Source organism: Neorhizobium galegae, assembly GCF_021391675.1.
Classification (GTDB): Bacteria; Pseudomonadota; Alphaproteobacteria; order Rhizobiales; family Rhizobiaceae; genus Neorhizobium; species Neorhizobium galegae_B.
This window is the reverse complement of sequence record NZ_CP090096.1, coordinates 594,011-618,426: the sequence shown is the minus strand read 5'-3', so window position 1 is coordinate 618,426 and position 24,416 is coordinate 594,011. Positions and strand designations below refer to the sequence as shown.

The 24,416-nt window shown below is 60.8% G+C and carries 19 protein-coding genes and 2 pseudogenes; 11 read left to right on the top strand and 10 right to left on the bottom strand.

Annotated features, from left to right (window positions below):
* Positions 1-31 precede the first annotated feature (31 nt).
* The 4 genes and pseudogenes from LZK81_RS25630 to LZK81_RS25615 form a co-directional block, all read right to left on the bottom strand.
* Positions 32-2,338 carry an EAL and GGDEF domain-containing protein gene (locus LZK81_RS25630; protein ID WP_233957802.1) on the bottom strand — a complete coding sequence of 769 codons (2,307 nt, stop codon included), beginning with the start codon at positions 2,336-2,338 and terminating at the stop codon, positions 32-34.
* 376 nt (positions 2,339-2,714) lie between these two features.
* Positions 2,715-3,029 (bottom strand): annotated as a pseudogene (locus LZK81_RS25625) (ATP-binding protein); the annotation flags it as partial.
* The gene (locus LZK81_RS25620) at positions 3,030-3,809 is read right to left on the bottom strand and encodes an SDR family oxidoreductase (RefSeq protein ID WP_046604937.1); all 780 of its coding nucleotides are present in this window, start codon (positions 3,807-3,809) and stop codon (positions 3,030-3,032) included. It abuts the pseudogene before it with no gap.
* Positions 3,806-4,129: a nuclear transport factor 2 family protein gene (locus tag LZK81_RS25615; protein WP_233957801.1), complete on the bottom strand. Its 324-nt coding sequence runs from the start codon at positions 4,127-4,129 to the stop codon at positions 3,806-3,808. The genes LZK81_RS25620 and LZK81_RS25615 overlap by 4 nt, the downstream gene beginning before the upstream one ends.
* 95 nt (positions 4,130-4,224) lie before the next feature.
* Here LZK81_RS25615 and LZK81_RS25610 point away from each other — a divergent pair, with 95 nt between their 5' ends.
* Positions 4,225-5,130: a LysR family transcriptional regulator gene (locus tag LZK81_RS25610; protein ID WP_233957800.1), complete on the top strand. Its 906-nt coding sequence runs from the start codon at positions 4,225-4,227 to the stop codon at positions 5,128-5,130.
* Positions 5,131-5,403: 273 nt separating this feature from the next.
* Here the strand turns inward: LZK81_RS25610 and LZK81_RS25605 are convergent.
* Positions 5,404-5,925: pseudogene (locus tag LZK81_RS25605) on the bottom strand (DUF5996 family protein); the annotation flags it as partial.
* 359 nt (positions 5,926-6,284) lie between these two features.
* On the opposite strand from LZK81_RS25605, the gene pip reads away from it, so the two are divergent.
* From pip to LZK81_RS25555, 10 genes are all read left to right on the top strand, one after another.
* Positions 6,285-7,253, top strand: coding sequence for a prolyl aminopeptidase (pip, locus tag LZK81_RS25600; protein ID WP_233957799.1), 969 nt, complete (start codon positions 6,285-6,287; stop codon positions 7,251-7,253).
* Between the two features lie 4 nt (positions 7,254-7,257).
* Entirely contained in the window at positions 7,258-9,066 is a 1,809-nt protein-coding gene (locus LZK81_RS25595; RefSeq protein WP_233957798.1) for an alpha/beta hydrolase family protein, read from the top strand.
* A 25-nt stretch (positions 9,067-9,091) separates the two neighbouring features.
* Positions 9,092-10,522: a M20 family metallopeptidase gene (locus tag LZK81_RS25590; protein ID WP_046604942.1), complete on the top strand. Its 1,431-nt coding sequence runs from the start codon at positions 9,092-9,094 to the stop codon at positions 10,520-10,522.
* 78 nt (positions 10,523-10,600) lie between these two features.
* Positions 10,601-12,211 (top strand): ABC transporter substrate-binding protein, encoded by a 1,611-nt coding sequence (locus LZK81_RS25585; protein WP_233957797.1) that lies wholly within the window; start codon positions 10,601-10,603, stop codon positions 12,209-12,211.
* 13 nt (positions 12,212-12,224) lie between these two features.
* Entirely contained in the window at positions 12,225-13,301 is a 1,077-nt protein-coding gene (locus LZK81_RS25580; RefSeq protein WP_233957796.1) for an ABC transporter permease, read from the top strand.
* 7 nt (positions 13,302-13,308) lie between these two features.
* Positions 13,309-14,250 (top strand): nickel transporter permease, encoded by a 942-nt coding sequence (gene nikC, locus LZK81_RS25575; protein ID WP_233957795.1) that lies wholly within the window; start codon positions 13,309-13,311, stop codon positions 14,248-14,250.
* Complete coding sequence (locus tag LZK81_RS25570) at positions 14,243-15,109, top strand: ABC transporter ATP-binding protein (RefSeq protein WP_233957794.1); 867 nt, start codon at positions 14,243-14,245, stop codon at positions 15,107-15,109. The genes nikC and LZK81_RS25570 overlap by 8 nt, the downstream gene beginning before the upstream one ends.
* Positions 15,106-15,891: an ABC transporter ATP-binding protein gene (locus tag LZK81_RS25565; protein ID WP_233957793.1), complete on the top strand. Its 786-nt coding sequence runs from the start codon at positions 15,106-15,108 to the stop codon at positions 15,889-15,891. Before LZK81_RS25570 ends, LZK81_RS25565 begins: the two co-directional genes overlap by 4 nt.
* Complete coding sequence (locus LZK81_RS25560; RefSeq protein WP_233957792.1) at positions 15,888-16,925, top strand: serine hydrolase domain-containing protein; 1,038 nt, start codon at positions 15,888-15,890, stop codon at positions 16,923-16,925. The genes LZK81_RS25565 and LZK81_RS25560 overlap by 4 nt, the downstream gene beginning before the upstream one ends.
* 91 nt (positions 16,926-17,016) lie before the next feature.
* The gene (locus tag LZK81_RS25555; RefSeq protein WP_233957791.1) at positions 17,017-18,375 is read left to right on the top strand and encodes an MmgE/PrpD family protein; all 1,359 of its coding nucleotides are present in this window, start codon (positions 17,017-17,019) and stop codon (positions 18,373-18,375) included.
* Positions 18,376-18,404: 29 nt separating this feature from the next.
* On the opposite strand, the gene LZK81_RS25550 is transcribed toward LZK81_RS25555, so the two are convergent.
* The 5 genes from LZK81_RS25550 to LZK81_RS25530 form a co-directional block, all read right to left on the bottom strand.
* Positions 18,405-19,322, bottom strand: a complete 918-nt coding sequence (locus LZK81_RS25550) for a LysR family transcriptional regulator (RefSeq protein ID WP_233957790.1) — start codon at positions 19,320-19,322, stop codon at positions 18,405-18,407.
* A gap of 443 nt (positions 19,323-19,765) precedes the next feature.
* A complete protein-coding gene (locus LZK81_RS25545; protein ID WP_233957789.1) occupies positions 19,766-20,752 on the bottom strand; it encodes a sialic acid TRAP transporter substrate-binding protein SiaP in 987 nt (328 codons plus the stop codon).
* A gap of 32 nt (positions 20,753-20,784) precedes the next feature.
* The gene (locus LZK81_RS25540; RefSeq protein WP_233957788.1) at positions 20,785-21,678 is read right to left on the bottom strand and encodes an SMP-30/gluconolactonase/LRE family protein; all 894 of its coding nucleotides are present in this window, start codon (positions 21,676-21,678) and stop codon (positions 20,785-20,787) included.
* A 66-nt stretch (positions 21,679-21,744) separates the two neighbouring features.
* A complete protein-coding gene (locus tag LZK81_RS25535; protein ID WP_233957787.1) occupies positions 21,745-22,515 on the bottom strand; it encodes a cyclase family protein in 771 nt (256 codons plus the stop codon).
* Positions 22,516-22,665: 150 nt separating this feature from the next.
* Positions 22,666-24,354, bottom strand: a complete 1,689-nt coding sequence (locus tag LZK81_RS25530; protein ID WP_233957786.1) for a carboxylesterase/lipase family protein — start codon at positions 24,352-24,354, stop codon at positions 22,666-22,668.
* Positions 24,355-24,416 lie beyond the last annotated feature (62 nt).

The window sequence follows — 24,416 nt, the reverse complement described above, 5'->3', positions numbered from 1 at the left end:
TCCTGGGACAAGTTGCGGCTGTTCGATTCCTTCAGGCTGCCGAAAGCAGCGCAGCGATGGCCGCCGCCTCAACCGGTCGGCTGAAGTGGTAGCCCTGTATCTCGTCGCAATGGCTTTCGCGCAAGAAGGTCAGTTGCTCGTCCGTCTCCACCCCTTCCGCGATCACCTTCATCTTCAGCCTTTGTCCAAGCGAGATCACCGCCGCAGTGATGGTCCTGTCGTCCTCATCTTGCGCGAGGTTACGAACGAAGGACTGATCGATCTTGAGCCTCGATACAGGCAAGCTCTTCAAAGCAGAAAGGCTTAAATAACCGGTTCCAAAATCGTCAATCGCGAAATGAACGCCGAGGCTCTGCAGTTCCTTCATTGTCGCGATGGCTTGCTCGACGTCCCGCATGACCAGGCTTTCGGTAAGTTCCAGTTCGAGATATTCGGCGGAAAGTCCGCTTTCCGTTAAGGCGCTCGTGACGTTTTTGATCAAGTTCTTGTCCTGGAACTGGCGGGCCGAGACATTGACGCAGACGCTGACAGGCAAAAGGCCGCCGTCCTGCCATGCCTTGTTCTGGCGACAGGCTTCGTTGAGAATCCAATCACCCAGGGGAACGATTAGCCCGGTTTCCTCGGCCAGCGGGATGAACCTGTCAGGAGAAACCACCCCAAGTGTTGGATGCCTCCAACGAACGAGTGCTTCCACTGCAAAGATCTCGCCCGATTTCAAATCAATCTGCGGCTGGTAAAGCAGATAAAATTCCGACCGGGCAAGGCCGTCGCGCATGGCATCCTGCAATTCCAGCCGCTCGTGCACCGTGATATTCATCTGAACCGTGAAGAACTGGAATCCGTCGCCTCCGGCTTCCTTGACCTTGTACATGGCGGCATCTGCGTTCATCAGAAGAGTCTCTGCATCGGCACCGTCATGCGGAAAGGTCGCCACGCCCATGCTGCAGGTGACGTGGAAAACCCGGCCGCCGATCGTTATCGGCTCCGAAATCGCCGTCCGGACCCTGTCGAGTGTAACCGAAATCGCGTCGGATCCTTCTGGTTGATCGACGAGCAGGATCACGAACTCATCGCCGCCGAGCCGCACCACCGCATCGACCGGCCTGACGCACTCCACCATCCGATGTGCAACGATCTTCAAGAGTTCGTCGCCGGCAGAGTGGCCCTGGCTGTCGTTGACCGATTTGAAGTTATCGAGGTCAATGAAGACGACGGAGACGCAAGGATTGTGACGTTCAGTCTGCAGCATTGCCTGGACAAGGCGATCTTTCAGAAGGCTGCGATTGGGAAGTCCCGTCAAGATATCATGATGTGCCAGAAAGCTTATTTGATCTTCGGCCAGCTTGCGTTCAATGGCGATGGCAGCAATACGAGTTGCCATATCGGTGAGGTCTGTCTCAAAATTTCCGGGTTCACGCACCGCGTAAGAATACATCGCAAATGTGCCGAGCACGGCACCCTGATGCGACAGGATAGGAGTTGACCAACAGGAACGCAGCCCGTGCTGGGCGGCCAGTTCACGATAATCGGCCCATAGGGGATCGCCCATGATGTCGCTGACGACGACATTCGTCCGCCTGTGGACGGCGGTGCCACATGAACCAGCCTTCGGCCCGACAGCAACACCGTCGATCGCCCGACAATAGGCCGGTGGCAGGTTTGGAGCCGCGCCATGCTTGAGATGGTTCCCACTTTCATCAAGCAGCAGAATGGAGCCGAGGACGCCTTCGAGCTGCGCTTCGATCAGCCTTACGATCCGGTCGAGCACTTCTTCCAGCGGCGAATTCATCGCAATCATCTCGAGGACGAGAGCCTGTTCGTCGCGCAAAAGATCGGCCCGTTTTCGCACGCTTACATCGCGTGATATCCCCACGAGCCCAATGATCTGGTGTTGATCATTGCGCATGGCGACCTTGGAAGTCGAGAGCCATCTTTTTTTGCCGGTCTCGGCATCAACGACGACCTCCTCCATGTCGATCATCGGGCATCCGGTCTCTATTATCGCCTGCTCAATTTCGAAGAACCCTGAAGCGCGATCAAACGGATGAAGGTCAAAATCGGTCTTGCCGATGAGCATATCAGGGTCGCGGAAGCCATGGATGTGGGCCACCGCGGTGTTGACGATGAGAAAGCGGCATTCAAGATCCTTGACGAACAGATAATCCGGAACTTGGTCAATCATGGCGCGCAGTAGCGCGCGCTCGTCGCCCCACTCCGCTTCCGCCGTCAGACGAGCTTGAAGTTCCGCCTGCAGCCGCTCCACGATCGCCAGCGGTTGGTCGCCTGGCCGCCCCCCAATAGGAATGGCCCTCACATGCGGAGATGTTGTGCTTGGCATAAAATTCCCTTTGTATGACTACTTGGGATTTCGTGGATCACGACGACTGAGGAAATTCTCTTGGAGAACTTTCCGATAGAAATACACTATCTGAACTTGATTTAGAATTAGAACATACATCCTTTGATGGCGAAACTTAGAGCACTTGCGACGTCGCGTGTGGAGATCGCACAAAGTACCGCCCCGCTTCGGCAAGGAGTTCCCGGTTTCAAGGAAAACATGCCGCGATTGTGCTACCACGGCTCCCCGGACCTACACCTTAGCGAGCGCACCAGGGCCAGCGGCGGACGCATCGCGAACCCGATGCGGGCCAGGCCGCAGCGGGTGATGAACAGTTGCAGCCTTCCCCAAGCGGGCAACCGCTGGCCCTCACGGTGCTTGCCGCTTCTTTCGAAAAGACAAGCATGACACTCATGCCGGCTTCGGATGACGAACTGACCGCGATCTCCGCGCGGGCATTTTGTTTCAGCGACTGGACGATCATTTCGCTTAACTTACCGCGCTTCGGCCAGCTCATATCTTGGGGGAGGCCTACCCCGTTGTCAGCGACGATGATCCTGCACCCGTCATCGCTGACGACACAGCGTAGCTTAATTTCTCCGGTGTCGCGCGCAACGAAGGCATGCTTCAAGGCACTGGTCAGGAGTTCATTGAACACGAGCCCAGCTGGCATGGCAACGTTGACAGACACCTAGGCTGTTGGCACTGTCCCTCCATCGATCGTATACTCGGTGCCAGTGATCGATGCGGCCCGGTCGGAGGCAAGGAACGCAATCAGGTTTGCGACCTCTTCCGGTTTTGCCGGACGACCGAGCGGAATGCCGCCCAGCCCGTCCATGATGATCTTTTTGCCGCCCTCGAGGTCAGTTCCGGCCTGCTTCGCCAAGCGTTCGGCAAGACGGACGGATGCTTCCGTTTCGATCCAGCCCGGCGACACCCGAACGACCCGGACACCTTTTGGCGACACTTCCTTCGACATCGCCTTGCTGTAGGTGGAAAGTGCTGCCTTGGCTGCAGCATAGGCAGTCGTCGATTCCGGAAGCGGGAGGACCCTCTGGATCGATGTGACGTGCACGACCACACCGTTTCCTCGGGTGACCATGTCCGGAACGAGCAGCCGATCCAGGCGAACGGCTGGAAAGAGGTTGAGCGACAGCTCCTTATGCCAGTCGTCTTCCGACAGTGCAGAAAATCCACCTCCGGCCGCTGAAGAGCCACCCAGCATATGGACGATGACGTCGACGCCGCCAAGGCGCCGCCGCGTGGCCTCTGCGACGATTGCACATCCCTCTTCGGTGGTCAGGTCCGCCTCGACGAACAGCTCTTCCGACAGGCTTTCCGGACGGGCCCGAGCGGTTGTCAGCACCTTTGCGCCGAGCTCCCGAAACAGGCTGACGGTCGCAGCGCCGGCACCCTTGGTTCCAGCCGTAATGAGTGCACGTTTGCCCCTCAGGTTGAGAAAGTCGGTCATGAACGGATCTCCAGCCTGACGATCCTGTCGTCCTTGATGGTGAAGGCGTGGGTGAGCATCACCGGGCTACCGGGAAACTGGCCGCTCACCCTCGCCCGGACGAGTGCCTTGTCGCCGTCAACCGTGGATTCCACGGGTTCTGCACGGTATTGGGTCGCCTTCTTCGCAGCCAACCACCATTCACGGACTGCAACAATGCCCTGATGGCGCGCATTTTCGTCCTCGACCGCCGCTTCGACCGCAAGGGTTTTCAACAGCGTATCGGCATCATTGCGACTGTCGGCGTCAAAATACATGTTCACAATAGAGGGCATATCCATCGTATTTCTCCTTCTGAGCTGCCCCTAAGTTAGCGCTCGACCATTGCATAGATAAGTGGGATAAGCCGGCATGCGCTATTGAACAGATCGGGACAATGGAACACGCTAGCCTGAAGGAACTCGAAGCGGCCGTTGCGATTGCCCGGCGCGGGACCTTCCGCGCAGCGGCCATTGATCTCGGGATGTCAACGACTGCGCTGAGCCACACGATAGGCAGGCTTGAGGCGGGGCTGGGTGTGCGATTGTTCAACCGCACCACACGCAGCGTGTCGCTGACAGATGCCGGCAGGCTCTTTGTGCAGCAGGTCGCGCCATCGCTCCAGGATCTCCATGCCGCTCTGGATCTGGTGCGCTCGCAGCGCGAGACACCTTCCGGAACGATAAGGATCAACGCCGCCCCGTTTGCGGCGCGCGCCATCATCTCACCGCTCGTGCTTGAGTTCCTGCGCCGCTATCCCGACATGAATGTCGATATCGTCACCGAAGGAAAAATGGTCGATATCGTCAAGGACGGTTTCGATCTGGGCGTCAGGGTTGCAGGCCTCGTTCCCAGCGACATGATCGCGGTTTCGCTCGGCCGGCCTCAACGACACGCCGTGGTGGGTTCTCCTAAGTATTTCGAGCAGCATGGCAAGCCCATGGTTCCTCCTGATCTTCTCAATCACAGATGCATTCGTGTTCGGTTGCCGGACGGCTCCTTGTTTAGATGGCGTTTTGAGAAGGACGGCGAGCAGGTGCAGATTGATGTGCGGGGACCGATTGCGCTCGATGAAGCCAGCCTGACACGGACTGCGGTGCTTGAAGGTGCCGGCGTCGGCTATATCTTTGAACAAGACATTCTTCCGGAGATCGAGGCGGGGCGCGTCATCCGTATTCTGGAAGATTGGACGCCCCCATATCCGGGGCTTTGCCTGTATTATCCTGGGCGCCGAAACCTCTCGGCCGGAGTCAGAGCGTTCTTGGAACTAGCTCGTGAACTCTCGCGACCGGCAGCCGGGTGAACCGCTCACGAAGCGCCAGTTAAAACCAACTGTCTCGCCTTGATGGGATCTGAACCGGCGGCGCCTTAGTCAGGTGAGTCGAGTGCTTGATAAATCGGACCTCGAGGTAAAGTCTATTTGTGAGGCTTGAGCTCAAAGCATCAACGCTATTCCGTCGGCAGTTCGGTGCCCACCTTATCCCCTCGCTCGTCATCGCCCGCCTTGCTCATACAGAACTAGCGCCCCTTGAACAGCCTGTCCCGGTTGGCACGGGACAACCCACTACTCCCTGGGTGGATAATCGATGCCGCCGCCTCCAGGCCAAAAGCCTGCCGAAGAAACCTCCCGGTCGTAGGCTTCCTGCGCCACATCGTCTGGTAAGGCTGGAAAGCCGCCGGGATGTATCGGCGCCTGCCGTCCCGAAAACCGTGTAACGGCCAGATCGAAACTTCCCCAAAAGAGGCGCACAGGGCTGGACTTCCCGAGAAAAGACGTCCGAAACGACTTGAAAACCGCGTCCACGGCCATCAACGCCTGATGAAAACGTCGAACGGCATCACGGTCATAGGGGCGGTCACGATAGTCCTCATCGAACGGGACAGGATCCGGCACCTCATTGGGTTGGCCGTGGAAGTCCGGGGTACCTCCAAGATCGGAGATGAGCCGAGCGAAATTGGCATGGAACTCCGCGACCGTGGATGTCGCCAACGCAAAAGAGGCCCGACGTCCGTCGCCGCTGGTACCGACGACCGCATGGTCATGAAAGTCGAACACAATCTCGATGCCAGGGCCATCAGGGATAGGCGAAGATGTCAGCGGGAAAGCGATGGCGGCGATATAGCGGATCACGGGCAAGTTTGGTCATGCCACCAGATCCCACATTTTGATCGTTGCTCGATTAACTTTACGATGTCGTCCACATTGCTTCCATGCCTCGTCGAATCAAATCAACTGCATGGAATCACAAGCGAATCATATCATTCAACTTCGTTATGGACTGACACTTAGAGTGTCACCTAACCTGTTGTTCGATAAATGCATCGGATAATTATTCCGATTTGGAATGGGCCATCTTGTTTTCTCATTAGACAGAAAGGCCTAGATCGCCTCACTATGCACATAGAATTGGCATGCCTATAAAATAGGCATGCAGTGTTGCGCATTGGAGTGGGCGAATGCAGTCGCAGCAGCAGGGTGAACGGAGCTTCTATCTCCCGGTGGACGAGGTTCGGAGCCTCTATGTCGAGGAGCATGGCAATCCTGAGGGTATCCCTGTCGTTGTTCTTCACGGCGGGCCAGGTGCTGGCATGTCCCTGAAGCAGGTTGAAACCTTTGACCGCTCTACGTTTCGGATCGTTATCTTCGATCAGCGCGGCGCCGGCCGGTCGACGCCGCATGCGAATCTCGACGGCAACACGACGACGGCCCTGGTCGCCGACATGGAATTGCTGCGAGACCATCTCGGCATCGACAGATGGCTGGTTTCCGGCGGATCCTGGGGCAGCTGCCTGGCGCTGGCCTATGGGGAGGCGTATCCCGACCACTGCCTCGGCTTTCGCCTTCACGGCATTTTCCTCGCCGGCAAGGAGGATATCGACTGGTGGTTCAATGGTGTGCGGGCCATTTTTCCGGATCAGTGGGAGGAATTTGCGGCCTTCATTCCCGAAGCCGAGCGTGGCAATCTCCTGTCGGCCTACTACCGGCGGCTGACCAGCGGCAATGCCCATGAAGAGGTGGCCGCGGCGCTCAGCCTGCGAGGCTTTTCCGCCAAGACCCAGACATTTCTGCCGGACCCCGGCCATGTCGCAGCCCTGATGGAGCCGACTGCCGCGCTCGCCGTTGCCCGGCTGTTTACGCATTACTGCATGCACGGCGCGTTTCTCGCTCCGGGCCAGCTGCTTCGCGATATCGGCCGGATCTGCCACCTGCCCTGCGAGATCGTCCAGGGACGGTATGATACGGTGACCCCGATGGCGTCCGCCTGGCAGCTCTATCGGGCCTGGCCGGAAGCCGGCTTCTCGATCGTCACGGAAGCCAATCATCAATCGACCAAAGGTCCGCTTTTCGAAGAGCTGAAAAACGCCTCCGAGCGGCTGCGCGGCAAGCTTGTCGCGGTCAACGCGCTTGAATGCCGGAGGGTGTGATCGGATGACGTCGTCGTTTGAGGCTGAAACCATCGCTCCGTTCCTGGAGATCCAGTCCGTCAAATCGCCGGCCGTGTCGCCCGACGGCCAATGGCTTGCCTATCTCTCGAATGCCACCGGCTTCAGCCAGCTGTGGGTCAGGCCATTCGCCGGCGGGCCGGCACGGCAGGTTACCGCCATGCCCGAACCCATCGGCGCATTCGCCTTCAATCCGAAGGGACCGGGAATCCTCTTCACCATGGATTGCGGCGGTGACGAGCGGCATCAGCTCTGGCTTTTGCCGGACATCGAAGCCCAACCCGTCGCGCTGACGCAGGCGCCGGGTGTCGTGCATATCTGGGGCGCCTGGTCTCCGGAGGGTGAGCGGATCGCCTATGCGTCCAACGCTCGTTCCCCTTATGACATGGACATCCACGTCATGAATGTGACGACGCGCGAGGCGTCGACAGTCTTTGCCGGCATCGGTATGCGCGAGGCACTTGCCTTCTTCCCCGACGGAAACGCTTTGCTGGTGCGGGAATCGCTACGCTCCGGCAACGATCAGGACATGTATCGGCTGGAGATTGCCAGCGGCGAACTAACGCCGATCATGCCGCATGCCGGGAAAGCCCGTTATCTTGCGGCACGGCTGTTCAAGGACGGCAGCGGCGGCGTGGCCGTCTGCGACCAGGGCCGCGATTTCATGGCTATTTGCCGGTTTGCTGCCGAAGACGGCAGCGTCGCACCCTTGGTCGAGCTTTCCGACCGGGATATCGAAGCCGTGGCCCTGTCGCCCGACCAGCAGCGCATTGCCTACGTCTCCAACGAAGACGGCTGGAGCCGCATCGGCCTGTGCAACCGTGACGGCAGCGATATGCGGTCATTCGAAGGGCAGCCGGTCGGGGTCATCACCTCCGTCGCATTCACGCCGGACGGCCAGTCGCTGGTCTTCCCGCTTGAAGGGGCGGCGACACCGCCGGGCATCTGGAGGCTAGATCTGGCCAGCGGGCGTTTCGAACTGACGGTCGCTTCCGACACATTGGGGCTGGACGTCGTATCCTTCCGGGAGCCGGTGGTCGAACGCTTTGAAAGTTTTGACGGACGGCTGATACCGGCCTTCGTCTACACACCATCCTCGCCGGCGCCTGCCGCCGGTTACCCTGTTCTTTTCATCGTGCATGGTGGGCCGGAAATGCAGTGGAAGCCGGATTTCCGCGCCGACGTCCAGTTTCTCGTTTCGCAGGGTGTCATGGTGGTGGCACCGAACGTGCGCGGCAGCACCGGCTATGGCCGTGCCTTCCACGAGCTCGACGACCGCGAAAAGCGTCTGGATTCGGTGGCCGACCTGCGGGCGATCCGGCTCGCCATCGGGGCGCGAGCGGATGTGGATGACAGCCGTATCGGCGTGTTCGGCCGCTCCTATGGCGGCTTCATGGTTCTGTCGGCGCTGACCGAAGATCCCAAACTCTGGAAACTCGGCGTGGATTTCTACGGTGTCGGGAATTTCCTGACCCATCTTCTTGCGACCGGCCCTTGGGGCCGGCAGCAGCGGGCCGCCGAATATGGCGAACCATCCGTCATGCGCGACGCTTTGGAGCGGTTTTCGCCGATCAACCGGATCGCCCGGATGAAGGCGCCGCTTCTGATCGTCCACGCCAACCGCGACCCCCGCGTGCCGATGGGGCAGAGTGAAGACGTCTATTCGTGCCTGAGCGGTCTCGGCCACGATTGCGAATACCTGCGCATCGACCACGAGGGGCATGGCTTTGCGCGCCGGGAAAACCGCTTAAAGGCGTTTTCTGCCTTCGCCCGGTTCCTTGAAAAACACCTTTGACATCAAGCCGTATGGAGACTTCGAAATGCAGAATAGCGAGCGAATCTGGGATCTGGTGGACGAGCACAGGGCGGAATTCGTCGCCCTGAGCGACCGTGTCTGGGGCATGCCAGAAATCGCCTATACGGAATACGCCTCGGTTGCCGAACACGCCGCCATGCTCCGGGAACAGGGCTTTCGCGTCACCGAAAACGTCGCGGGCATCCCCACCGCGGTGATGGGCGAGGCAGGCAAGGGCGGGCCGATCATCGCCATTCTCGGCGAATACGATGCGCTGCCGGGCCTGAGCCAGGAGGCAGGCATCGCCGAACCGAAGCCTTTGCCCGGCAACGGTCACGGGCATGGCTGCGGTCATAACCTGCTCGGCTCAGCAGCGATGCTGGCCGCGACGGCGATCAAGGACTGGCTGGCCCAGTCCGGCAAGCCTGGCCGGGTGCGCTATTATGGCTGCCCGGCGGAAGAGGGCGGAGCGGCGAAGTCGTTCATGGCGCGCGAAGGCGCGTTCGACGGCGTCGATGCGGCCATCACCTGGCATCCGAGCGCCTTTACCGAGGTCGCCAAAGCCCTGTCGCTCGCCAATACCCGGATGGATTTTCGCTTCACCGGCCGATCCTCGCACGCTGCCGCGGCGCCGCATCTCGGTCGCTCCGCGCTGGATGCCGTCGAACTGATGAATGTCGGGGTCAATTACCTGCGCGAACACGTGCCGGATTCCAGCCGTATCCATTATGCCATGCTCGATTCTGGCGGGATTGCCCCGAACGTCGTGCAGGCAAAGTCGGCGGTGCGGTATGCGATCCGCTCGCGGGACCTCAAAGGCATGCTGGATCTCAACGAGCGAGTCAAACAGGTGGCGCTGGGCGCGGCAATGATGACCGGAACGACGGTCGATATCTCCATCATGAGTGCGGTTTCCAACCTGTTGGCCAACCGCCCGTTGGAAGAGGTGATGCAGCGCAATCTGGATCGGCTCGGGCCCGTCCCTTTCGATGCGGAAGACAAGGCGTTTGCGGCACAGATCCAGGCAACGCTCAGCGAGGAGGATATCGACAACGCCTATCTTCGCGTCGGCCTGCCGCGCAAGGAGGAAACCCCGCTCTGCGACTTCATCGTGCCGCTGGATGTCGATGGCGAACCGATGATCGGGTCGACGGATGTCGGCGATGTCAGTTGGTTGATGCCGACCGTGCAGGCGCATGCCGCGACTATCGCCATCGGTACGCCTGGCCATTCCTGGCAGGTGACGGCGCAGGGCAAGACGGCTGCTGCCCATAAAGGCATGACCCATGCCGCGAAAATGATGGCCGGCACCGCCATCGATCTTCTCAGCGACAGCCAGTTACTGGCTGCGGCCAAGGCGGACCATCAGGCGCGTTTGGGCAAGACGTCTTACGTTTGCCCGATCCCGCCGGACGTCAACCCGCCGCTGCAGCCGCGTCCGAAGGAGGCCGCCTGACCCTTGAAGACCGGGGGCGGTCCAGCCCCCGGCCCAGATCAGAGCTTGAAAGTCACAAAAATAAAGGGAACGAAAAGCATGATTACCAGAAGCATTTCCAAGATCAGCTATCTTGCTGCCGTCGCGGCCCTGTCGGCCTCGATCAGCCTGCCGGCGCGGGCTGCAACGCCGGACACGGCGCTTGTCATGGCGTGGAATATCGATGCCATCAGCACCTTCGATCCGGCGCAGATCGGCGAAGTCGTGACCAGCGAGCTGATGCAAAACACCTGCGATTCCCTGGTGGATTTCGATCCGAAGGACGAGTCCAAGGCCTTACCGCTTCTCGCGAAAAGCTGGGATGTGTCCGAAGACCGCAAGCAGATCACCTTCCATCTCAATACCGGCCTGAAATTCCCAGGCGGCGCCCCGGCGACGGCGAAGGAATTGGCCTGGTCGATGCAGCGCGTCGTGCTGCTCGGTTACGGCAATGCCGCAACGCTGACCGAATACGGCTTCAGCAAGGACAACGTGAAGGAACGTATCTCCGCGACCGACGACAACACGCTCGTGTTGTCGCTGGATAATCCCTATCCGACCAACCTCATCCTGCAGGCCATCGGCGCCAATCGCGTGTCGGCGCTCCTCGACCAGAAGACGCTGATCTCGAAGGAGATCAATGGCGACATGGGCAACAAATACCTCGCCACCAACACGGCCTGCGTCGGTCCCTACAAATTGGTGCAGTGGAACTCCGGCGAGTCCATCGTGCTACAGGCTAACGAGGACTATTACGGCGCCAAGCCGAAGCTGAAGCGCATCCTGATCCGTCACGTCGCCGAGCCGGGCACGCAGCGCCTGCTGTTGACCCAGGGCGACATTGATATTGCCCGCGACCTGTCGCCCGACGATCTTGCCGATCTCGACGGCAAGCCTGGCTTGAAGGTTGAGCGCGTGCTGAAGCCACAGCTGTTTTTCTGGACCTTCAACGCCGCCGACCCGATCTTCAAGAACGAAAAAGTGCGTCTGGCGATGCGTTACCTGATCGATTACGACGGTCTTGCCAAGTCGGTCATGACCTATCTCGGCGTGCCGCGGGCAAGCTTTGCCCAGCTCGGCGCCACCGGGGCTCTCGATACCAAGGAAGGCCAGCCGTTCAAGCTCGATATCGAGAAGGCCAAGGCGCTGCTGACCGAGGCCGGGTATCCGGATGGCTTCGAAGCGAACGTGCTGATTGGCACCTTGCCGCATTCGGCACCGATCGCCCAGAGCATCCAGCAGAACGCCTCCAAGGTCGGCGTTAAGCTCAACCTCGAGCGGATGGCCAATGCCCAGCTCTTTGCCCGTATCCGTGGCCGCGAGTTCCAGACCGGCATGCTGGCCTGGCAGACCGGCGTCCCGGATGCGCACGGCAATGCCTCGCGTCTGGTCTATAATCCCGACAACCGTCCGGAAGCCAAGCTGACCCAGATCCCGGCCTGGCGCTCCGCCTACCAGAACGAGGACTTCAACAAGCAGGTGAAGGCAGCACTTCTGGAAGGCGATCCGGCCAAGCGCAACGAACTTTATTACGCGCTGCAGAAGGACGTCATGCAACAGGGCCCGATGGCCATCATGTTCCAGATGTACAATACCGTCGGCATGAGCGGTAAGGTCAAGGATTGGACCTGGAACGGCTTCCGCGTCTATTACGACCTCGTCTCCAAATAAGGGACAGGCGTTCATGACGGACCCCACCTTCCCGGTTCCCCGCAGCGATGCGGGGAACGTGGCCAGGCCGAACCCGGCATTCGCCCTGCTGAGCATTCTCGGCAGGACGCTATTGCCGGTGTTCGTGACGCTGTTCGGCCTTGCGGCCCTGACATTCTTCATCGGCAGGATGCTGCCGATCGATCCCGTCGCTTCCATCCTCGGCGACAATGCCACGCAGGAAGCCTATGAGAAGATGTCTCGCGCGCTCGGCATGGACAAGCCGCTCTGGTACCAGTTCGGCGTCTACGTGAAGGGTATCCTGTCGCTCGATTTCGGCGACGCGCTGACCACCGGCAAGCCCGTGATGCAAGACATCGCCCGCGTGTTTCCGGCCACCATCGAGCTTGCCACGCTGGCAATCGTCATCGGCACGGGGCTTGGCATTCCCGCCGGCGTGCTGTCGGCCATGTACCGCAATTCCTGGCTCGACAATGCCATCCGCTTCACGGGCCTGATCGGCTATTCGGCGCCGAATTTCTGGCTCGGCCTGATGGGACTGGTGCTGTTCTACGCGACGCTCGGCTGGATCGGCGGGCCGGGGCGCATCGACTTCATCTATGAGTTCGATCTCGAGCCGGTCACCGGTTTCCATCTGATCGACAGCGCACTTGCCGGCAACTGGGAGATATTCCGCAACGTCTTCGGCCATATCATCCTGCCTGCCTCGATCCTCGGCTTCGGCGCACTTGCCTATATCAGCCGCATGACGCGCAGCTTCATGATCGAGCAGCTCGCGCAGGAATATATCGTCACGGCCCGCGTCAAGGGCCTGTCCTGGGCACGCACCGTCTGGGTGCACGCGTTCCGCAACGTCGCGGTTCAGGTGCTCACCGTGGTGGCGCTATCCTATGCTTTCCTGCTCGAAGGCGCCGTGCTGACCGAAACGGTGTTCGCCTGGCCCGGCTTTGGCCGTTATCTGACCAACGCGCTTCTCGTCGGTGACATGAATGCCGTCGTCGGTTGCTCGCTTCTGGTCGGTGTCATCTTCGTGACCCTCAACCTCATCTGCGACCTCCTCTATCGCGTCTTCGACCCCAGAACCCGGTGAGGCAGCCATGACAGACAAATCCCTTTCCCGGACCGCAAAGATCGCCGCTTCGTCCGGTAGCCTCGGTCTCTGGCTGCGGGCGCCGGTTCCGACTTCGCCCTTTCATGCCCGCATGCAGCAGCTTTGGCTGCAATGGCGGCGGCTGCGGTCCAACGCGTCGGCGCTGTTCGGCCTTTGCGTCGTCGTCGTCATGCTCGTCGCGGCGTTGCTTGCGCCCATTCTGGCGACGCATGATATCTACGAGCAGGACCTTGCGGCGCGGCTGCTGGCGCCCTCCTTCCAGCATTGGCTCGGCACCGACGAACTCGGTCGCGACGTCTATAGCCGTCTGCTTTTCGGTGCTCGCATCACTCTCTACATCGCGCTTCTGACGACCGTCATCGTCGCGCCGATCGGGCTCATCGTCGGTACCACGGCAGGTTATCTCGGCGGCTGGGTCGATACGGTGCTGATGCGCATCGTCGATGTGTTTCTGGCCTTCCCGAACCTCATCCTGGCGCTGGCCTTCGTCGCAGCGCTCGGACCGGGCATCCAGAATGCCATCATCGCCATTTCGCTCGCCTCCTGGCCGCCGATCGCCCGGCTGGCGCGCGCCGAAACGCTGACGATCCGCAAGTCCGATTACATCGCCGCCATGCGCCTTCAGGGTGCATCCAGTGCGCGCATCATCTTCGGACACATCATGCCCATGTGCATTCCATCGGTAGTGGTGCGCGTCACGCTCAACATGGCAGCCATCATTCTTACCGCTGCCGGCCTCGGCTTTCTCGGGCTTGGCGCCCAGCCGCCGAGCCCGGAATGGGGCACGATGCTGTCCTCCGGCCGCGAATTCGTGATGACCAGCTGGTGGATCGCCGCCATTCCCGGCACCGCCATCCTCCTGACCAGCCTCGCCTTCAATCTTCTCGGCGATGGCCTGCGCGACATTCTGGATCCCCGCCATGGATAAGCCGCTCATCGACGTCAAGGACTTGAGGATCCGCTTCCACGGCGCGCAGCGCAGCCATGATGCCGTGCGCGGCGTCTCGTTCACCATCGGCCGCGAAAAGGTCGGCATCGTCGGCGAATCCGGCTCGGGAAAATCGCTGACCGGCCGGTCGCTCCTGAAGCTGACGCCGAAGGGCGCGGAGATCAGCGCAACGCATATGCGCTTCAAGGATATCGACCTTCTGTCCGCCAGCGAAAGGGAGATGCGCAAGATCCGCGGCAACCATATTTCGATGATTCTCCAAGATCCGAAATACTCGCTCAATCCGCTGATGCGGATCGGCAACCAGATCGTCGAGGCCTATCGCCTGCATCACAAGGCGCGGCCGGCCGAGGCGAAGGAAAAGGCGCTGGCCATGCTGGAAGCAGTGCAGATCCGCGATCCGGACCGGGTGTTCAAGCTCTTCCCGCACGAAGTGTCGGGCGGCATGGGCCAACGCATCATGATTGCCATGATGCTGATCCCCGAGCCGGATCTCATCATCGCCGACGAACCGACCTCCGCCCTCGATGTGACGGTGCGCCGGCAAGTTCTGACCATCCTCGACGAACTGGTCACCCGCCGTGGCACCGGCCTGATGTTCATCAGCCACGACCTCAATCTCGTTGCCAGCTTCTGCGACCGGGTTCTGGTCATGTATGCCGGCCGGATCATGGAAGATCTGCCGGCGAGCGAACTGCACAATGCCCGGCACCCTTATACGCAATCGCTGCTCGAAAGCCTGCCACGGCTTGATGTCGCCGTTGAAAACCTCACGGTGCCGGTTCGGGACCCAAGCTGGCTCGACGGCCCCGTCTATCGCAATGGAGCGCTCGCATGAAACCGACGAGACCGCTGATCGAGGCCGTTGGTCTTTCGATCAGTTTTGGCCCTAAACATGCCCGCACCCGCGTCGTGGACGACGTATCGTTCCGGATCAACAAGGGTGAGGCCTATGGCCTGATCGGCGAATCCGGTTGCGGCAAGTCGACGATCCTGCGGGCCTTGAGCGGGCTCAACGGCGACTATGACGGTGCTTTGACGCTGGCCGACAAGGAACTGCCGAAGACGCGGAGCAAAGATTTCTTCCGCCGAGTGCAGATGGTGTTCCAGGACCCCTATGGCAGCCTCCACCCCCGCAAGATCGTCGAAAAGGTTCTGGCCGAACCGCTTGCCATCCACGGCATCGACCGAGCCTCCGAGCGCATTACCGAAACGCTCGATGCCGTGGGCCTCGGGCCGTCCTTCCGCTATCGTTACCCGCACGAGCTTTCCGGTGGTCAGCGGCAGCGCGTTGCGATCGCCCGGGCGCTGATCACCGAGCCGGAAATCCTGCTGCTCGACGAACCGACCTCGGCGCTCGACGTCTCGGTGCAGGCGGAAATCCTCAACCTTCTGAGGCGGCTGCGGATCGAGCGTAACCTTACCTACCTCATGGTGTCGCACGATCTCGCCGTCATCGCCCATATCTGCGAGCGCGCCGGCATGATGCACAAGGGCAAGATCATCGAGGAACTGACCTCGCATCAGATCCGCCAGTCGCAAGCCAAGGAAGACTATACCCGCGAGTTCCTGCAGGCCACGATCGAGGCCGTCGCGAGGCGTGACGAGGCGGTGGCATGACCGCGCTTCAGGCATATGCTATCGACAGGCCCGGTGAGCCCTCCGGGGCGTGGGAGCATTTCGACACGACGCGCGACACAGGCTTCCATGCCGCCGGGCTTGAAAAGCTGCGCGCCATCGCTGCGTTGCAGGCCACCGATATGTTGCTGGTCATCCGTCATGGCAGAGTGGCTTTTACTCTCGGCGATCCGACGAAGAAATTCCTGTGTCATTCGATCCGCAAGAGCTTTCTGGCGGCGTTGATCGGCACGGAGGTCGAGAGCGGCCGGATCGACCTGTCGAGCACCATGGAAACCCTGGGTATCGATGACCGGGAGGGGCTGAGCGAGGTCGAAAGGCAGGCGACCGTCTACGATCTGCTGACGGCGCGCTCTGGCATATACCATCCAGCCGGATACGAGACGCCCTGGATGCGCCGGATCAAGGAGCGACGTCATGCCCACGGGCCGGGCACCTTCTGGTGCTACAACAACTGGGATTTCAATGCGCTCGGGACGATTTTCGAAAAGCTTACAGGCGAAAGCCTTCACCAAGCTTTTGCCCGGCAGATTGCCGGTCCCACCGGCATGCAGGACTTTTCGCTGACCGACGAACGATCCGGAGGCCGGCCCGACGGATGGCACGAGAGCTTCGATATCAGCGAGCACCGCGCCTATCCATTCCGCATGTCCAGCCGGGATCTGGCCCGTTTCGGACAGCTTTTCCTGCGCCACGGAGTCTGGAATTCGGCCCAAGTGCTGCCGGCCGGCTGGGTGCAGGAATGCGTCATGCCCTATTCGCATGCAGGGACGCATGGCGCCTACGGCTATATGTGGTGGCTCGAACGGGACGGCGTTTTCCTGCCGGGCTTGGTGACGCCAAAGGGAAGCTATGCCGCGATGGGGGCCGGCGGGCACTATTGCCTTATGATGCCCGCCCTCGACATGGTCGTCGTCCATCGCGTCGATACGGAAATAACAGGCCGTCAAGTTAGTGCATTCGGCATGGGCCGGTTGCTGCGCCAATTGCTCGCGGCGGTGGACGAGTCTTCCTGAAACCAAAGCCAAAAATCTCGGTCGGCAACCGTGCCCGTCAGGAGCGCGAACGTGACCGCATGTCTTCCCATCAAGAACCAGCGAGCTTCCCATGAGAACCGTTATCGAGACTATCGCAGCCTGGTGTGCCGCCCCGCCGGCAATCTCCGACGATGCGCGCCGGCTGGCCCATCAGGCCATCGCCGACACCATCGCCTGTTTGTATGCCGGTCGTGCCGACAAGAGCACGCTTGCCGTCGCGCAGGCCTTCGGTCGGCGACCGGACGGTGAAGCGCCGCTCGTCACCGGCGGACGTCAGTCGCCGTCGGTGGCCGCGCTGGTCAACGGCACCGCCGCACATGCGCTCGATTACGACGACAATTTCCGTCCCGGCATGAGCCACGCCTCGGCCGTCCTCGTGCCGGCGCTTCTGGCCGTCGCCGATGGGTTGAGCGTCAGCGGGCGGGCGCTGACGGATGCGTATCTCGCCGCTCTCCAGGCCCAGGCCTTCGTCGGCAGCGGCGTTGCCGGATCGCATTATACTGCCGGATGGCACGGGACGTCGACGGTCGGCAGTATCGGCACCGCAGCCGGCGTCGCCAAGCTTTTGGGAATGGACACGGACGGCATTGCCCGGGCGCTGTCGATGGGCGCCAGCATGGCTTCGGGAACGAAGGGCCAATTCGGCACACCGGCAAAACCCTTCCATGCCGGGATGGCGGCCCGCAATGCCGTGGAGGCAGCACTTCTGGCCGGGACGGGGCTTCTGGGACGCCTCGACATTCTCGAGGGCCCGCAAGGCTTCCTGGAAATGTTCGGCGGCGAGGCGCCGAAGGGCTACGACCTTGCGGATATCTCAGGCACACGCGAGCATACGATCGAGACGGTCGGCGTCATGCCGAAATTGCATCCATGTTGTGGCTCGACGCATCTGATCGTCGATGCGGCCCTCGACCTGATGAAGGACGCGCCGATCGATCCGGATGCGATCGTATCCGCCGAATGCCATGTCGGGATTGCCAACTACCGCAACCTTGCCTACCCGCAACCGCGTGACGAGATGGAAGCCCGTTTCTCCATGCAGTATTGCCTGGCACTGGCATTCCGCAACAAAAGCCTGTCGCTGCTCGACTTCACGCCCGCAAGCGTCGACATCGTGGCAAAGGACCCGCTCCTCGCAAAGATATCGATGACCCACTACAGCGCCGCGGAAGAAGCCTGTGCAACGAGCTACCTGCCGCACCGCTTGCGGATCACGCTCCGCGACGGACAAGTGTATGTGGTGGAGCGCAGCTTTGCACGCGGCGGCCTGGCCGAGCCGTTTTCGGAGGATGACCGCAGGACGAAGTTTGCAGACTGCCTGGAAGGTGTTGCAAACCCTATGTCCGTCTATGCCGCTCTCGCTGCCCTGGACGAGCAGCCGGACCTTGCATTTCTGGCCCCCGTTTTCGACGGCGGTGCCAGGAAATGACCGAGACCTAGCCAGGAAGGGTCCGTAGTCTAGCGATTGGCTTGCAGCGCGACCTCTTCCGCCTGTCTCCAGAACTGACCGGCGCGCTTGCCGCGCAGGCGATAGGAGCGGTAGAGCCTGATTTCGACTTCGATATCGAAGGAGGGATCGGCCGCCCGGACGAGTTGACCGGTCCGCAGTTCCTGAATGGCCAGGCTTTCCGGGATCCACGCCACTCCGTGGCCAGACACGGCCATCGCCTTCAACGCCGCCGACATCGCATTCTCGTAGACCGTATTGAACCGGAGCGCTTTCTTGTCGAAGACGGCATTCGGCAAGGCCTGCGCGAAAAATGAATTGTCCCGGTAGCTGAGGTAGTCGATCAGCCTACCATCGGATTGCACGCCATGCAGCGGATCGCCATTCTCGGCCGGTGCGGACACGGCGATCACCTGCTCGGCTCCAAGCGTCAGATAATCGTGTTCGGAAAGGTCCTGCATCGCCGGAACAGAATCGTGGGCGTAGATCAGCAGGAAGTCGCACTCGTTGCGGAAAAGTGTCGCGACGTTGTTGGAAAACGATGAGTAGGCTTCCGTGAAGCGTGTGCGGAACGGTTCTCCGAGCGCCTCGACCTTTTCCATCCAGGCCGGGAAGAATGTCAGCACGAGGGTACTCATCGTGGCAAAGGAGAGGACCTCCTCCGCCGAGCCATGCGCTTCGATCGTATCTTCGCGCAAGGCGCAGAGCATGTCGACGCTCTTGCGCGCCTTCGGCAGGAAGCTGTAGCCTGCCGGCGTCAGCTTGACCGGATAGGTTGAACGATCGATCAGGGGCAGCCCGACCCATTGCTCAAGTTGCCGGATACGGCGGCTGAGTGCCGACTGGGTGATGTTTCTGTCATGGGCCGCAAGCGTGAAGTTCATGAAACGCGCCAAGCTGACGAAGTCTTCAAGCCACTTCAGTTCCATCCAGCTTCTCCAACCATTCGCAGTGTTTCCAGCCGGTCTTTGCCGACGCAGATATTGCCAAGGCACTGGCGCAAACTGAGGATTATGCACAGCGACGGCTATGTAATCAAAGAGAAAGCGGACGGACAATCGCAGTCCGGCGGTTCATATTCCTCGCGGCCTTGGTGCATCGCCCCCGGCGTGAATGGATTCTGCTCTTTGATGTCGTGACTATGCCGTTGTTGTCTTGGACCGGACGGACTTCGGGACATCTGGTTAAACTTCAAACGGAGATTTCAGGCATGCCTGCCACATCCCGGAGGTTCAAACCATTCTTAAGCCTGCTATCGCTTGCCGCGCGCGCCTGCCGCAAGCCATTTCGATTTCGTCAAGTCTTCCCCTGGTGGTCGATTTGGCGCCAGGCGACCGTGTCGCCGCCTCGCGCCTGTGGGGTCATATCCGCACTACAGCTTGTTGATGCGGTCGATCATGCCCTGCGGCCAGGACGAGGACAGCGGCGAGCGGGCATACTGCTTCTGGGCGTAGTCGCGGAAGGCGGCGACATCCGGCTCGTAGACCTCCAGACCCTTTTCCTTGAAGAATTGGATCAGCTCGCTTTCCTGCTTGAGGTATTCGGCCGTACTCCAGGCGAAGGCCTTCTTGGCGACGTCCCGCATGCGCTTCTGCTCGGTTTCGGGAAGCTTGTCGAAGACGGAGGAGCCGATCAGCAGCATGCCGAATCCGACATTGTGGCCCGTCAGTACAATCTGGTTCGTCACCTCGTAGAACTTCATCAGCTTGTCGTTGGGCAGCGGATTGTCCTGCGCGTCTATCGCACCGGTCTGCAGACCGGTGTAGACCTCGGCGTAATCCATGGCGACGGGATTGGCGCCAATCGCCTTGCCGAGGAACTGCCAGCTTTCGCCGCCCGGCATGCGAAGCTTGACGCTGGCTAAGTCCTCCGGCTTGGACACCTTCTTGTTTCCCTTGAGGTTGACGTGGCGTGCTCCGTAATAGGCGGGCGCCAGGATCTCCACCTTCAGTTTTTCGCGAGCCGTTTTTCTGAACTCCTCGCCGACGTCGCTCTCGAAGATCTTGTTGAGATGATCGGCGTCGCGAACCACATAGGCCGCGCCGAGGATATCGAATTCGGGCGCCTGCTTGGCAAAATCCGAAGGCGGCAACATTGCCATCTCCAGGTTGCCGCGCTGAACGGCGACCAGTTCCGTGCCCTGCTTGAACAGCGTCGATCCGAAATAACCCTGAAATTCGTAGTCGGCTCCCATCTCCTTCGCGAAGATGTTGGTCAGTGCGAGCGAACGCGGCGCATCTGCGGTGGTCACGTCCGCAAAACGCAGCTTGGTGGCCGCAAGTGCCGCACCGGGCAGTCCGGCCGAAGCCGCAACCGCGGCCGCGCCCGCCAGAACGTTTCGTCTCGATAAGGCTTGCATGTCTTCCTCCCCTTCAGCGCTCCCGGCGCTCCTCAGATTGCAAATCGGTGTTCCGCGAATCCCTGCGCCACGCCCTCGAGGGCGAAGACAGCGCCCGCCATGGGCTCGGCCGCCCGCTGTTCCTCCGTCAGGAATTTCGATGCAGTGGTGATGAACAGCGTTCGGTAGTCTCGCCCCCCGAAACAGACGCAGGTCGGATTGCTGACCGGCATGGATAAAACGGTGTCGATACGTCCATCCGGGGCGTAACGTACCACCCGTCCTCCGCCGAAGAAGGCGGTCCACAAACCGCCGTCCACATCGAAACAGGCTCCGTCCGGCCGATCGCCCGTCGCCGAATAGTCCGCAAACATCCGCCGTTCCGCGACCGAGCCGGTAAGCGGATCCACGTCGAGGACCCAGCTCTGATAGCGGCGTGTATCGGTAAAATGCATGCGGCGCCGATCCGGCGAGAAGGCGATGCCGTTGCTCACGATCACCTGGTCGAAGATCCTCTCCACAGTGCCATCCGGATCGATGCGGTAGAGCGCGCCATTCGGGCGGTGGAGCTGGTTGTCCATGGTCCCGATCCACAGCCGGCCCCAGGCGTCCACCCGTCCGTCGTTAAGGCGATTGTCGATCCCGCTTTCGATCTCCGCGAAGAACCGAAGCTCGCCGTCGTCGGAGCGAGTAAAAAGCGACAGGTCACGAGCGAGGAGGTGGCCTCCCGAAGAGGTAAACGCCTGGCCGCCGAGATAGGTGACGTTAGGATCGAGGAAAACGTCATGGTGGCCGGACGAAAGGTCGAAGCTTTGCAGCTTCGGCCTTTCGATGTCCACCCACCATAATTTGCGCGTCCTGTCGCACCAAAGGGGCGTTTCGCCCAATTGGTCCGCCGTACGCACCACGCAATCCAGTTTTTCGGCGGAGATCATCCTCTCAACCATCAAAACCTCGCATATCGACTGGGGCCTTCGCCTGAACTCATTAATCAGCAGCAGCCTCGCCGTGTCCTAGACCAGCGCGATCGCACGCGTCGGGCCGCCGGTCGCACCCTTGACCTTCGGCGTCCCCAGAAGCAGGTGCGTGCCCTTTTCGGGAATGGCATCGAGGTTGGCGAGGCATTCCACACCCCACCGGCCGCTGCCGAGCCATTCGTAATGCACCGGGAAGGCGCCGCCGGAATTCAGACCCGTGTCGAGCGACAGCGTATCGACGCCGATGCCCTTGACCTCCCGTTCCGAAATCAGGAAATGCGCCGTCTCCGCATGGAATCCGGGCGTGTGGTTGCGCTTCTGCTCATCGTTGCCGGTGAACTTCTTGTCGCCGACCAGCTTATGCCAGCCGGAGTTCATGGCGACGCAGCATCCGCTCGGGAGGCGACCGTTCTTGGCTTCCCATTTCTTTATGTCGTCGGGCGTCAGGGACGTGTCCGGATCGTCGGCGGCACGGGCCTGTATGTCGATCACGACGAGCGGTACGATCATATCGGAAATCGGGATCATGTCCGCCGTCATTCCGTCGGCAGAAAAGTGGATCGGAGCGTCGATATGGGTGCCGCTATGCTCCACGATCGTCCAGCGATGCAGGTTCACCTTATCCTTCTCGAATGTCGCCAGGTGCTCGACCGTGAACCACTTGTCGCCGCTAAAGGTGGGGAACCCTTCGTAGAGAACATGTGAGAGATCTATGGTGTCGCTGAACGCAAATCGCGGCGTGGTTTGGGCCGAGGTGACGGACGGGAACGCGGCCGCTCCGATGCCGAGCGCGAAACCGGACTTCAAAAGTCCCCGCCGCGTCGCAGTCTGGCAAATGGAATGAAGGCATCCTGGTGGGCACATGGAAATACACTCCGTCGTTCGATGAGATGTCTGCTTCTGCCGTGGCGAATGAGAAGATGACGCGGCGATCCGTCGAGATCGCCACCTCCGATATCAGTCACGTGGTCCGGTGCCGGGAACGCGGCCGGGGGCAACTCCGGGCGCGGCCTGCGGCAGGGGATTGGCGGCAATGAAGTCGATACCTGCGGGGTTGGACGGCGTAGTGCCGATCGCCGCATCGAGGGTGAGCGCCGCGTCGTTGGAGGTGCTCCACGGCTTCCAGTTGATGTCGCTCGTCTTGGGATCGCCTGTCTTGGCGAAGGAGATCAGGCTCGCCATCATCTTTTCCGAAAGCGCGCGGTCGGTGTCGGTCCAGGCGCGTCCCTGCCGGAGCTTGTTGAAAGTTTCGAGCGTGCCGAACCAAAACGGAATGTCAGCCGTGTGGTAGGCACCGATCGTCTTCTCGTCGATGTCCGCATAGTCTACGCCGGGCGCGAAGGAATGCTTGCGGGAAAACATGCTCACATAGGCCGGCGACTTGTTGTGCTTGACCTGAAGGGCTGCACAATCGCGCGCATTCTTGGCAAGCCGCGAGTCGAGGGCGATTTGCGTCGCCCGCGCCGCGACGTCATCGTCGGATGCGGCGGGATAGAGTTTGAGGAACGCTTTTGCCTTGTCACCATAGATGCGTTCGGCGAGTTCATTATAGTCTTCGAGGTTTTTGACGCCCGAGAAAGGCGAGTTGGTCTCGTCGCGATTGTAGTGCGCGATGATCGGGACGTCCGACATCTCCCCCGCGGCCAGAATTTCCTTGTGGCTCTTCGGCGTGAAGTAACCGTCAATCACACCGTTCGCCTTCACGCCCTCTCTTTTGGTGCCGACCTGAGATTCGCTCTGGATAGCGAGGATTTTGTCCGCCGGGATGTTGCGCATCGCGGCGAGGTTTTTCGCCCCAAGCAGTTCCTGGGCCTTGAGCCCGGTCTTCTCACCGTCGGCCAGGCTGTCGGTGGCGATATTCCAGGTGCAGCCGGAGGACATTACCGCGCCGCTGAACAGGCCCTTAGACAGGGGGCTGAAGATCTGCTCGGTAACCGAACGCGCCCCGGCCGATTGCCCCATGATGACGACCCGGTCGGAATCGCCGCCGAACTTGGCGATGTTGCTCTTGATCCATTTTAGGGCGGCGTTCTGGTCGAGGTAGGCGTAGTTGCCCGAATGGCCACCCTGTTCAGCCGTCAGTTCCGGATGCGCCATGAAGCCCATGAGTCCGACGCGGTAGTTGAAGTTCACGAACACCGCGCCGCGCTTGGCCAATTCCTCGCCCTTGTAGGAATCCATGCCGCTCGAACCGATCGTGCCGCCGCCGCCGTAAAGGAAAACGACGACCGGAAGCTTACTGTCGGCCTCGGCCGCGCCCGGCGACCAGATGTTCATGTAGAGGCAGTTCTCGGAGGTGGGCTCCTCACCAAAATAGTGGTTGATGTCGTGCGGACGCAGAACTTGAATGCATTCCGGACCGAGCCTGTCCGCGTTCCATACGCCTTCCCAAAAAATAGGCTGAGGCGGCCTCCAGCGAAGATCCTGAACCGGTGGTGCCGCATAGGGCATGCCGAGCCACGCCTTGACGCCCGACTTGAGGGTCTGGCCGGCCACATGACCGGATTCCGTCGTCACCGGCGCCAGCGGAGACACGACCTGCGCTGTCGCTGACGGCGCAACCGCTATTACCGCAGCCAGCCCCAGCCCCTGCAGGTAACGTCGGAGCCATATCAGGCCGGAGCTCCGTGGTCCTGTCGCAATCATGCCTTCCTCCTCATTCCGATGGCTCGGGTGAGCTGACGCAGTGTGGAAAGCTCACCCGCCGT